Source organism: Actinomadura sp. NPDC048955 (assembly GCF_040649435.1).
GTDB classification, from domain to species: Bacteria; Actinomycetota; Actinomycetes; order Streptosporangiales; family Streptosporangiaceae; genus Spirillospora; species Spirillospora luteofluorescens.
The window spans coordinates 58,775-70,804 of sequence record NZ_JBEZJI010000007.1 but is presented as its reverse complement, the minus strand read 5'-3'; the positions used below and the strand labels follow the sequence as shown (position 1 = coordinate 70,804).

General features: G+C 71.8%; 9 protein-coding genes. 5 read left to right on the top strand and 4 right to left on the bottom strand.

Going from position 1 to position 12,030, the window contains the following annotated elements; translation table 11 throughout:
- Positions 1 to 14: 14 nt before the first annotated feature.
- On the bottom strand, positions 15 to 1,304 hold the full coding sequence (locus AB0C84_RS09695) for an MFS transporter (RefSeq protein ID WP_361063375.1): 1,290 nt from the start codon (positions 1,302 to 1,304) through the stop codon (positions 15 to 17).
- A gap of 89 nt (positions 1,305 to 1,393) precedes the next feature.
- Between AB0C84_RS09695 and AB0C84_RS09690 the strand changes: the two genes are divergently transcribed.
- Positions 1,394 to 2,143 carry an AraC family transcriptional regulator gene (locus AB0C84_RS09690; RefSeq protein ID WP_361063372.1) on the top strand — a complete coding sequence of 250 codons (750 nt, stop codon included), beginning with the start codon at positions 1,394 to 1,396 and terminating at the stop codon, positions 2,141 to 2,143.
- Between the two features lie 12 nt (positions 2,144 to 2,155).
- Here AB0C84_RS09690 and AB0C84_RS09685 read toward each other — a convergent pair whose 3' ends face one another.
- The 3 genes from AB0C84_RS09685 to hflX all read right to left on the bottom strand — a co-directional run bounded on the left by AB0C84_RS09685 (position 2,156) and on the right by hflX (position 6,141).
- A complete protein-coding gene (locus tag AB0C84_RS09685; RefSeq protein ID WP_361063369.1) occupies positions 2,156 to 3,001 on the bottom strand; it encodes a DegV family protein in 846 nt (281 codons plus the stop codon).
- Positions 3,002 to 3,036: 35 nt separating this feature from the next.
- A complete protein-coding gene (hutI, locus tag AB0C84_RS09680) occupies positions 3,037 to 4,251 on the bottom strand; it encodes an imidazolonepropionase (protein ID WP_141577361.1) in 1,215 nt (404 codons plus the stop codon).
- A gap of 453 nt (positions 4,252 to 4,704) precedes the next feature.
- Entirely contained in the window at positions 4,705 to 6,141 is a 1,437-nt protein-coding gene (gene hflX, locus AB0C84_RS09675) for a GTPase HflX (RefSeq protein WP_179843164.1), read from the bottom strand.
- A gap of 219 nt (positions 6,142 to 6,360) precedes the next feature.
- Between hflX and aceB the strand changes: the two genes are divergently transcribed.
- From aceB to AB0C84_RS09655, 4 genes are all read left to right on the top strand, one after another.
- Positions 6,361 to 7,968, top strand: a complete 1,608-nt coding sequence (gene aceB, locus AB0C84_RS09670) for a malate synthase A (protein ID WP_361063364.1) — start codon at positions 6,361 to 6,363, stop codon at positions 7,966 to 7,968.
- A gap of 101 nt (positions 7,969 to 8,069) precedes the next feature.
- Positions 8,070 to 9,518: an FAD-linked oxidase C-terminal domain-containing protein gene (locus tag AB0C84_RS09665; RefSeq protein WP_361063361.1), complete on the top strand. Its 1,449-nt coding sequence runs from the start codon at positions 8,070 to 8,072 to the stop codon at positions 9,516 to 9,518.
- Positions 9,518 to 10,714: an FAD-binding oxidoreductase gene (locus tag AB0C84_RS09660; protein ID WP_361063358.1), complete on the top strand. Its 1,197-nt coding sequence runs from the start codon at positions 9,518 to 9,520 to the stop codon at positions 10,712 to 10,714. Before AB0C84_RS09665 ends, AB0C84_RS09660 begins: the two co-directional genes overlap by 1 nt.
- On the top strand, positions 10,714 to 12,000 hold the full coding sequence (locus AB0C84_RS09655) for a heterodisulfide reductase-related iron-sulfur binding cluster (protein ID WP_361063354.1): 1,287 nt from the start codon (positions 10,714 to 10,716) through the stop codon (positions 11,998 to 12,000). Before AB0C84_RS09660 ends, AB0C84_RS09655 begins: the two co-directional genes overlap by 1 nt.
- The last annotated feature ends 30 nt before the right edge of the window (positions 12,001 to 12,030 follow it).

The following is a 12,030-nucleotide window of genomic DNA, read 5'->3' as shown; positions in this document are numbered from 1 at the left end:
TGGATAACTCTGGGTCAGCGGCGCCGGGACGCCGCGGCGGCGAGGACGAGCAAAAGCGCCAGCAGGGCCGTGACGTGAGTCAACGTGCCGGGCGACGAGAGGTAGACCCCGCCGAAGACGGCGATCGCGAGGACGTTCGACAGCAGCACGCCCGTGTTGGTCAGGGCGGAGACGGACGAGGCCTGGGCCGGTCCCACGGCTCCGGTGATCCGATCGACCAGAGGGCTGAAGCCTGCGGCGTGACCGAATCCGGCGGCGTACAGGAGGGGGAGCGACGAGAGCGTCGGCCAACCGTCCTGGGTCAGGAAGGCCAGCGCGGACGCGGCGGCGGCGAACGTGAGCAGTCCCCAGGCCGGAAGATTCGTCCTCATCGAAAGGGGCAGGCGTGTCCATCCCAGGCCCGCCGTCGCGAAGCCTGCCGTGTACGGGAGGAACGTGAGCCCGGCGTGGAGCGGCGAGAAACCGAGGACGTTCTGTAGGTAGAGCGCGAGCGTGAAGAGGAAGCCGCTGTAGGCGCCCATCACCGCGCAGGAGGCGAAGAGGCCGGATTTGATGAAGGGTCTGCGCAGCACCGAGAGGTCCAGAAGCGGTGACGCCGTTCTCAGCTCGTGGACACAGAAGATGGTGAGCACGACGCATCCCGTCGCCATGGACGACCACGTCCACAGGGGCCAGCGCTGTTCCCTGCCGAAAACCAGCGGGACGACGAGTGCGACCATGCCGCAGGAGAGAAGTACGACGCCGGACAGGTCCAGGCTGACGGCCTTCCTCTGCTCCGGCGGCATCAGACGTGGTCCGATGGCGAGAAGCGCGGCTCCCACAGGGACGTTCACCAGGAAGATGGGGCGCCAACTGCCGCCCAGGGTCACGATGACGCCTCCTGCCACCTGGCCCAAGGCAACACCCAACGCTAGGACCATCGAGTAGAGGCCGAGTGCACGCGCCCTGGCCGCCCCCTCGAAGGACAGCTGAATCAAGGACAGAACCTGCGGCAGCAGGAGTGCGGCGGCGGCACCCTGGCAGACCCTTGCGGCGACGAGGACGGCACCGGACGGCGCCAGCCCGCATGCCAGCGATGAGGCTGTGAAGCCGAACAGCCCAAAGAAGAACATCGTGCGGTGGCCGTAACTGTCGCCCAGCCGCGCGCCCGTGACCACGAGGACCGCCAAGGCGAAGACGTAACCGCCCGTGACGAGTTGCAGTAGAGAACCGGACGCGTGCAGCCCTTCCGCGATGTCGGGCATCGCCACCGCCACGATGGAGCCGTCCATCGAGACCATTGTCTGCCCCGTGAGCAGCACCACCAGGAGCCATCGTCTGACCATTCCGCGAGTGTGCGGGGCGGCCGCAGAGCGGCGCTTGAAGATGTTTGCCCCTGCGTACGATGACGGGCATGCGCGAATCGACCATCGTGGCGGAGACGGAGGATTTCGCCGTCCACGCGGTGCGTTGCACGGGGCACCGGCCCGGATGGTCGGAGCCCGAGCCCTTCACCGGGGATCAGATCGTCCTGGTACGGGCGGGACGGTTCCGCATGCGGTCGCGTCACGGACGCGCTGTCATCGACCCCACCCTGGGCTACACCCAGATCGTGGATGAGGAGGGCCAGTTCGCGCATCCCGCAGGCGGCGACGTGTGCACGGCCATCACGCTCTCCCCCGGCCTGTGGCGGCGCCCGTCCGGGACGGTCAGGGTCAGCGCGCGCGCAGACGTGGCGCATCGCCTCCTCCTGCGTTCCGGTTCCGATGTCGCCTTCGAGACGGCGGAGCGGCTCATGGAGCTTCTCGCGCACCTCGCCGTGGACGAGCAGAGCGGGAAGCGACGTGCCCTCGTCGACGAAGCACGCGAGGCCATGGCGAGCGGCCATCGGGAGGCGTCCGGGCTCGTCTCGCTGGCGCGCCTCCTGGAGGTCTCCCCCTCCCACCTGAGCCGGACGTTCCGCCGCGAGACCGGCATGTCCGTCACCCGGTACCGGAACAGGATCCGGGTCGGGCGCGCCCTGGACCGCCTGGAGCGGGGCGAACGGGACCTGTCCGGGCTCGCCGCCGATCTCGGCTTCGCCGACCACGCGCATCTCACCCGGACGGTCAGGGAGGAGACCGGTCGCACGCCGACCGTCCTCCGCCGCCTCCTGCGGCCCTGACGCTCTCGCGGGTCAGAGCTGCGGTGCGATGACGACGCCCAGCATGCCGGGGCCGACGTGGGCGCCGATGACGGGGCCGACCTCGCCGACGTAGACGTCCACGACATGCGGGACGCGTTCGCGCAGCCGGTCGGCGAGGGCCTCGGCGCGGGCGGCTGCGGCGAGGTGCTGGACGCCGAGGTCGACGCGCCGGCCGCCGGCCTCGGCCACGGCCAGTTCCTCCAGCCGGGCCAGCGCCCGCGAGGACGTGCGGACCTTCTCCAGCGGCGAGATGAGGCCGTCGGTGATCTCCAGGAGCGGTTTCACCATCAGCGCGGAGCCCCACAGGGTCGCGGCGGCGCCGATCCGGCCGCCCCGCCGCAGGTGCTCCAGGGTGTCGACGTAGATGAGGGAGCGGGTGAGCCCGGCCCGGCGGGTGGCGGCGGACACGGCGGCGTCGGCGGACCCGCCCGCCATCGCGGCGGCCGCCGCGGAGAGGGCGGCGAATCCGAGGCCCATGCCGATGGTCCCGCTGTCGACGATCCGGACGGGCACGGCGGCGTCCTCGGCGGCGAGCCGCGCCGCCTCGACCGTCCCCGACATGGCGGAGGCCAGGTGCACGGAGACCACCTCGCGCGCGCCCGCGGCGGCGGCGGCCTTGTAGGCGTCCGCGAACCGCTGGGGCGCGGGACGGGACGTGGTGACGGGGTGCCATTCCTTCAGCGCCCGGGCGGCTTCGGCGGGGCTGATGTCGCCTTCGTCCCGGGTGGTGCCGCCGACGGCGATCTGCAGGGGGACGACGGTCAGCCCGTGCCGTTCGGCGAGCCCGGGGGGAAGGTAGGCGGTGGAATCGGTGACGACCGCGACCGCGCTGCCCATGCCGGCGACACTACCCGCGGCCGCGCCGTCCTCCGTCAGGGCTGGACGGGGACGCCGCCGCGCCAGATGCGCAGGGCGCGGAGCCCGAACGCCCAGGCGAAGGCGCCCTCGTGGTCGGCGTCCCACAGGACGATGTCGGCGAGCATGCCCGGGGCGAGGGAGCCGCGGTCGCCGACGCGCAGCGCGGCGGCTCCGCCGAGCGTGGCGGCGCGCAGGGCCTCGGTCACGCTGAGCCCGAACATCGCGACCGACAGCCCGATGACGAGGGGCATGGAGGTGATGCCGCACTGGCCGGGGTTGTGGTCGGTGCCGAGGGCGACGGTGACGCCGCGGTCGAGCATCTGCCGGACGGGCGCGGGGGCGCGGCTGCTGTTGAGGGAGCTGCCGGGGCAGACGGTGGCGGTGACGCCGGCGTGGGCGAGGGCCTTGATGTCGTCGTCGTTGGCCTGGGTGAGCAGGTCGGCGGACGCGCAGCCGACCTCGGCGGCGACCTGCGCGGCGCCGATGCGCTCGTTGGCGCAGGCGTGCATGCGGGCCTTGAGGCCGGCGCGCTTGCCGGTGAGCAGGAGGGCGCGGGCCTCCTCGGCGGTGAAGTGGCCCTCGTCGCAGTAGACGTCGATGGAGTCGGCGCCGGCGACGGCGGCGTCGCCGGCCCACAGGCGGACGGCCTCGATGTAGTCGCGGCGGCGCCCGAAGAACTCGGGCGGGAGGATGTGCGCGGCGAGGAACGTGGCGTGGATGCGGGGCATGGAGGGCTCGCCCTCCAGCGACCGCAGCATCCGGATGTCGGCGAGTTCGCCGTCGCGGGTGAGGTGGTAGCCGGTCTTGGCCTCGACGGTGGTGGTGCCGGCGAGGATCCACTGGCGGAGCCGTTCGCGGACGCCGTTGCAGAGCGTCCAGGGGTCGGTCCCCCGGGTGACGGTCACGGTGGAGTTGACGCCGCCGCCCGCCGCGGTGATGGCCGAGTGGGACGAGCCGCTGGTGCGCATGGCGAGCTCGGCCCAGCGGTTGCCCGCGTAGACGGGGTGGGAGTGGGCGTCGATGAGACCGGGGGTCACGAGGCCGCCGCCGAGGTTCTCGACATGGTCGACGTCGACGATGTCGTCGATGATGCCGGGGACGCTCTGCGGGAGGTCGGAGGCGGGCCCGGCCCAGACGACGCGGTCGTCGTGGATGAGCACCGCGGCGTTGCTGCAGACGTCGGTGCCCGTCCAGAGCCTGCCGATGTTCGTCAACAGCCGTACCGTCATAGGGTCACCGACCTGGATGGGGCCATGCGCACGTGAGCGCGGTGCAGGATGCCGTGGGGCGACGGCGCGGGCCGCGGGCCCTCGGTCGAGCGTTCGGACCTGCCATGGTTGGGCCACCTGCTCTCGATCCGAAACGCCGGCTGGGTGCCGGCGACTCCACCGTGGGAGGGTCGGGTGGCCGGGGGGCCACCGTTGGCAACGAGACCGGGGATATCGGTTTCGTCACGGTAGTGCACGGAACGTCCGTCCGACAACCTCTGATCGCAGCACATCGACACCCATCACCCCGCCCCTTAGCTCTACGACGGTACGGATTTCAACCGCACCGTCAAGCGGATTGGACAAGCTGTCACCGTTCGGCGACCAGTAGGGGTCTTCGGACGTCCCCGAACCGGCTGCTCGACCCGCCCCAAACCCACCGGGCCCTGTGGAGGCACCCGGTGGGTCAGAGACTCACGCGGTCGGGGAGACGGTCTCGTACCGGGCCAGTTCGCCCGCGAGGTCGGCGGGCATGCGAGCGTGCAGGACGGTGCCCTCGGCGACGTGCTCCTGCTTGAGCACCTCGCCGCGCTCGTGCACGCGCGCGACGAGGTCGCCGCGCTCGTAGGGCACCACGACGTGCAGTTCGCTCTCCAGGCCCGGCAGGTCGGCCTCGATCGCGGCGCGCAGCTCCTCGATGCCGAACCCGGTGCGGGCCGACACGACGACGCTGTGCGGCTCGCGGCGCTGCAGGCGGGCGATCGCGAGCTCGTCGGCCGCGTCCGCCTTGTTGATCACGATGATCTCGGGGATGCGGTCGGCGCCGATCTCGCGCAGCACCTCGCGGACGGCGTCGATCTGCGCCTCGGGATCGGCGTCGGAGCCGTCGACGACGTGCAGGACGAGCCCGGCGTCGGTGACCTCCTCCAGCGTCGAGCGGAACGCCTCGACGAGCTGGTGCGGCAGGTGCCGGACGAACCCGACGGTGTCGGCCAGGGTGAAGGCGCGGCCGCCCGGCGTCTCGGCGCGCCGGACGGTGGGGTCGAGGGTGGCGAACAGCGCGTCCTCCACCAGCACCCCGGCGCCGGTGAGCCGGTTGAGCAGGGACGACTTGCCCGCGTTGGTGTAGCCGGCGATGGCCACGGCGGGCACCTGGTGGCGGCGCCGCTCGCCGCGCTTGGTGTCGCGCGCCTTGGACATCTCGGCGATCTGGCGGCGCAGCTTGGCCATCCGGGTGCGGATCCGCCGCCGGTCCAGCTCGATCTTGGTCTCGCCGGGGCCGCGGCCGCCGATGCCGACGCCGCCCGCGGCGCGCCCGCCGACCTGCCGGGACAGGTTGCCGCCCCAGCCGCGCAGCCGCGGCATCAGGTAGTCGAGCTGCGCGAGCTCCACCTGCGCCTTGCCCTCGCGGCTCTTGGCGTGCTGGGCGAAGATGTCCAGGATCAGCGCGGTCCGGTCGATCACCTTGACCTGGACGGTCTCCTCCAGGTGCCGCAGCTGGCTGGGCGCCAGCTCGCCGTCGCAGATGACGGTGTCCGCACCGGTGGAGATCACGATGTCGCGCAGCTCCGCGGCCTTGCCGGAGCCGATGTAGGTCGCCGGGTCGGGGCGGGACCGGCGCTGGGAGAGCCCCTCGAGCACCTGCGAGCCCGCGGTCTCGGCGAGCAGCGCCAGCTCGCGCAGGGAGTTCTCGGCCTCCTCGGCCGTCCCCTCCGTCCAGACGCCGACGAGCACGACCCGCTCCAGCCGGAGGGACCGGTACTCGACCTCGGTGACGTCGGTCAGTTCGGTGGACAGGCCCGCGACGCGGCGCAGTGCCCGCCGGTCCTCTAGGTCGAGCTCGCCCGTCAGGGGCTCGTACTCGATGTCGTCAGGAGTCTGGGTCTGGTCTGCAGAGAAAGGTTGCGTCATATGTCCTCGTAGAACGCCGCTTCGCGGCCGTATCTTCCCCGCGATCGTCTCACGCGCCGTCCCCCGAGGTCACCTGGTTATCACCCGGTTTCCCCTTGGGTTGACGCAAGCGCGCGCGGGGAGGTCTGCAGGGGACCCTGCTTTGACCGGCCTCCGTACCGGCGAGTACCGTTCTCCACACAACAGAAGTCGAATTTCGCTATACGAAAGGGCGGGCAGATGGCTGGACTGGAAGGCATCGAGGTCACCGGACCCCTCGGCGAGCGGTACGAGGAGATCCTGACCCCCGAGGCGCTCGGCCTGCTCGCCGCCCTGCAGCGCGAGTTGGGCGCCCGCCGCAAGGAGCTGCTGGAGGCGCGCGCGGAACGCCAGCGCAAGCTGTCCGCGGGCGGGACCCTCGACTTCCTGCCCGAGACCGCCGGCGTCCGCGGCGACGACGCCTGGCGCGTCGCCGCGCCCGCGCCCGGCCTGGAGGACCGCCGCGTCGAGATCACCGGCCCGACCGACCGGAAGATGACGATCAACGCCCTGAACTCGGGCGCCAAGGTGTGGCTGGCCGACTTCGAGGACGCCAACACCCCGCTGTGGAACAACATGGTCGAGGGGCAGCTCAACCTGCGCGACGCCCTCGACCGCACCATCGACTTCACCGACGCGAAGAGCGGCAAGTCCTACGCGCTGAAGGACGACGGGGAGCTCGCGACGATCGTCGTCCGGCCGCGCGGGTGGCACATGGAGGAGAAGCACCTGCTCGTCGACGGCGAACCCATGTCGGGGTCGCTGTTCGACTTCGGCCTCTACTTCTTCCACTGCGGCCGCAGGCAGCTGGAGAAGGGCAAGGGCCCCTACTTCTACCTGCCGAAGATGGAGAGCCACCTCGAGGCGCGGCTCTGGAACGACGCGTTCAACCTCGCCCAGGACGCCCTGGAGATCCCGCGCGGCACCATCCGCGCCACCGTGCTGATCGAGACGATCCCGGCCGCGTTCGAGATGGAGGAGATCCTCTACGAGCTGCGCGACCACTCCGCCGGCCTGAACGCGGGCCGCTGGGACTACCTCTTCTCGGTGATCAAGAAGTTCCGGGACCGGGGCACCGACTTCGTGCTGCCCGAGCGCAACGCGATCACGATGACGGCGCCGTTCATGCGGGCCTACACCGAGCTGCTCGTCCGGACGTGCCACAAGCGGGGCGCGCACGCGATCGGCGGCATGGCGGCGTTCATCCCGTCCCGCCGCGACGAGGACGTCAACCGGGTCGCGCTGGAGAAGGTCCGCGCCGACAAGACCCGCGAGTCCGGCGACGGCTTCGACGGCTCCTGGGTCGCCCACCCCGACCTCGTCCCGGTCTGCCGCGAGGTGTTCGACGGCGTCCTCGGCGACCGGCCGAACCAGCGCGACCGGCTCCGCGAGGACGTGCACGTCTCCGCCGCCGACCTGCTGAACGTCAGGGCCACCCCCGGCGAGATCACCGAGGCCGGCCTGCGCAACAACATCGACGTGGCGCTGCGCTACCTGGCCACCTGGCTGGACGGCGCCGGCGCGGTCGCGATCCACAACCTGATGGAGGACGCGGCCACCGCGGAGATCTCCCGCTCCCAGGTGTGGCAGTGGATCTACAACGGCGTCGCCACCGCGGAGGGCCAGAAGATCACCAAGGAGTGGGTGGAGCAGCTCCTGGACGAGGAGCTCGGCAAGATCCGCGAGGAGCTGGGGCAGGCGTACAACGAGCCCCGCTACGACCAGGCCGTGGAGCTCTTCAAGGAGGTCACGCTGGCCGACGAGTACTCCGAGTTCCTCACCACGCCGGCCTACCAGCAGTTCCCGTAGGGAGTCCGGCTCCGGAGGCGTTCGCGGACCGTCCGGGAAAGGTGTTCCGGACGGTCCGCCGGGCCTTGCGGCGGGTCGGCGGGCGGGGGATCGTGGAGAGGATGGAGAGCATGCTCACGACGCTCGGGCCCCGGCTGGAGGCGCTGCTCGGAGCCGACCGGGTGATCACCGATCCGGTGCGGCTGCGCACCTACGAGTGCGACGGCCTCACCAACCACCGGTCCACGCCCGGCGTCGTGGTGCTGCCCGACACGGCCGAGCAGATCGCCGCGATCGTGCGGGAGTGCGCGGCGGCCGGGATCCCCTACGTCGCGCGCGGTTCGGGCACGGGCCTGTCGGGCGGCGCGCTCCCCCGCGCGGACGGCGTGCTGATCGTCACGTCCCGGATGAACCGGATCCTGGAGATCGACATCCCGGGGCAGCGGGCCGTGGTGGAGCCCGGCGTGATCAACCTGGACGTGACGCGGGCCGTCCGCCAGCACGGGTACTACTTCGCGCCCGACCCGTCCAGCCAGCAGATCTGCTCGGTGGGCGGGAACGTCGCGGAGAACTCCGGCGGCGCGCACTGCCTGAAGTACGGCTTCACCGCCCACCACGTGCTGGCCTGCGAGGTCGTCACGCCGGACGGCGAGCTGGTGGAGCTGACGGCGGACGGGCCCGGCTACGACCTGCTCGGCGTGTTCGTCGGGGCGGAGGGCACGCTCGGCATCACCACCAAGATCACGGTGCGGCTGACGCGGGTCCCCGAGACCGTGCAGACGCTGCTGGCCGCCTTCGGCTCGATCGAGGTGGGCGGCGCCGCGGTGTCGGCGATCATCGGCGCGGGCGTCGTCCCGGCCGCGATCGAGATGATGGACGCCCTGGCGATCGAGGCGGCCGAGGCGGCGGTGCGCTGCGAGTACCCGCCGGGGGCCGGCGCGGTGCTGATCGTGGAGCTGGACGGCCCGGAGGCCGAGGTCGCCGCCCAGTTCGCCGAGGTGGAGCGGATGTGCCGGGACGCGGGCGCCTTCGAGATCCGCATCGCCGCCGACGACGCGCAGCGGGCGCTGATCTGGAAGGGGCGCAAGTCGGCGTTCGCGGCCGTGGGCCGGATCAGCCCGGCCTACCTCGTCCAGGACGGCGTCATCCCCCGGACGGTGCTCCCGGACGTCCTGGCCCGGATCGACGCCCTGTCGGCCGAGTCGGGCGTGCGGGTCGCGAACGTGTTCCACGCGGGGGACGGCAACCTGCATCCGCTCGTGCTGTTCGACGACGCCGAGCCGGGCGCGGAGGAGCGCGCGGAGGAGGTCTCGGGCGCGATCCTCGACCTGTGCATCGAGCACGGCGGCTCCATCACGGGCGAGCACGGGGTCGGCGTGGACAAGGCCCGCTACATGCCGCGCATGTTCACCGACGCCGACCTGGACACGATGCAGATGGTCCGCTGCGGCTTCGATCCCGCGGGGCTGTGCAACCCGGGCAAGGTCTTCCCCACCCCGCGGCTGTGCGGGGAGGTGCCCGGCAAGCGCAAGGGCCCGCACCCGTACGAGGGAAAGGCGGACATCTTCTGATGCGGCCCCTGGACGCCCTGGCGAAGGTCTGCGGCGACGTACGGCCCGGTGAGCCCGCCGAAGGCGTGCTCGGCGTGGAACCCGCGCTCGTCGCGGCGCCGAAGAACGTGACCGAGGCCGCCGACGTCATGCGCGTGGCCGCCGAGAACGGTCTCGCCGTCGTCCCGCGTGGGGCCGAGACCCGCCTGGACTGGGGCGAGCCCCCGGAACGCTGCGATCTGCTCATCGACACCCATCGGCTCGACGAACTCGTCGAGCACACGGCCGGGGACCTCGTCGCCAAGGCGGAGGCCGGGCTCCCGATGGAGGAGTTCGCCGAGAGGCTGGCGGAACGGGGGCAGCGGCTAGCGCTCGACGTCCCGCTGCCGGGTTCGACGGTCGGCGGGACGATCGCCACGAGCGCCGCCGGTCCCCTGCGCACGCTCTACGGGACGCCCAGGAACCTCGTCATCGGGCTCACGGTCGTCCGGGCTGACGGCCAGGTCGCGCGCTCGGGCGGCAAGGTCGTCAAGAATGTCGCCGGGTACGACCTGGGGCGGCTCTTCTGCGGCTCCTACGGAACGCTCGGCCTGATCGTGGACGCCACGTTCCGCCTGCACCCGACCCCGGAGGCGACCGCTTACGTGACGTGCGCCGTCGACGGGCCAGAGGACACGCACGACGCGGTCCAGACCGTCCTCCACTCCCCCGTCGCCCCGAGCGCGGTCGAATACATCAGTCCAGGGACGGTCGCGGTCTTCCTCGAAGGCGTTCCCGACGGTGTCACCACGCGCGCTCGGCAGATCGCAGAACTCCTAGGCGAGAAGGCCGAGATCTCCGATACCGCACCGGAGGGCTGGGGCCTCTACCCGGACGGCACCACCCTCATCGACATCGGCGCACCGCCGCCCTCGCTCCGGGACGTCATCACCACGCTCGGGCCAGATGCCGCCGCCACCTGGAGCGCCAGCGGGCACGGGCACGTGGGTCTTCCCGCCGAACTCGGCCCGAACGAGGTGGCCGACGTCCTCGGCCGTCTGCGGGATGTGCTGAAGCGGCACCGCGGTCACGCCGTCGTCCGCTACGCGCCGCAAGAGGTGCGCGACGAGATCGACCTGTGGGGGCCGGTTCCGGCGCTGACACTGATGCGGCGGGTCAAGGACCAGTTCGACCCGGATCACCGGCTGTCCCCGGGCCGTTTCGTGGGAGGGATTTGATGAGCGACCAGGACGACCTCCCGAAGCTGCTCGACGACTGCGTGCACTGCGGGTTCTGCCTTCCGACGTGCCCCACCTACGTGCTGTGGGGCGAGGAGATGGACTCCCCCCGCGGCCGCATCCATCTGATGCAGCAGCACGCGGACGGCGAGCCGCTCAGCGGGCCCATGGTCGAGCACTTCGACCGCTGCCTGGGATGCATGGCGTGCGTGACGTCCTGCCCGTCCGGTGTGCAGTACGACCGGCTCATCGAGATGACCCGCGCCGACGTCGAACGTGAACACCCCCGGTCCCTGAAAGAACGGGCCATACGGGAGATGGTCTTCCGGCTGTTCCCGTACAAGCGGAGGCTCCGCGCCCTGCGAGGCCCCCTCCGCGCCTACCAGAAGTCGGGTCTGGACCGACTTGTAAGGCTCAGCGGCGTTCTGGAACGGATCTCGCCGTCCCTGGCGGCGATGGAACGGCTCGCGCCGCCCCTCGGCAAGGCGCCGAGGCTGCCCGAGCGGGTCGCCGCACGCGGGGAGCGCCGCGCCACGGTCGGGATGCTGACCGGATGCGTCCAGGGCGAGTTCTTCCCGGGCGTCAACGCCGCCACGGCCCGCGTGCTGGCGATGGAGGGCTGCGACGTCGTCATCCCCAAGGGCCAGGGGTGCTGCGGCGCGCTGTCCCTGCACTCCGGGCGGGAGGAGGAGGCCCGCGCCTTCGCCCGCCGGACGGTCGAGACCTTCGAGTCCGTCGACGTGATCGTGGTGAACTCCGCGGGCTGCGGGTCCGCCATGAAGGAGTACCGGACGCTGCTCGCCGACGACCGGGAATGGTCCGCGCGGGCGGAGGCGCTCTCGGCCAGGACCCGGGATCTGGCCGAGTACCTGGTCGAACTCGGGCCGCGGGCGGAGCGGCGGCCGCTTCCGGTCACGATCGCCTACCACGACGCCTGCCACCTCGCCCACGCCCAGGGCGTGCGGAGCCAGCCCCGCGAACTGCTCGCCGCGATCCCCGGGCTGACCGTCCGCGAGATCGCCGACCCCGACATCTGCTGCGGTTCGGCCGGTACCTATAACCTGTTCCAGCCGGAGGCCGCCGGAGAACTCGGCGACCGCAAGGCGGTGAACGTGGACGCCACCGGAGCCGAACTGCTGGTCGCCGCCAACCCCGGCTGCTCGATGCAGATCGCGACGGCGCTGCGCCGGCGCGGGGCCGCCATCGCGGTCGCGCACACCGCGCAGGTGCTGGACGCCTCCCTGCGGGGACTTGGCCGCGACGCCCTCACCGCGCGCGGTTCGTAGCCCGCAGACCGGGACCGCCGACGATCCGGC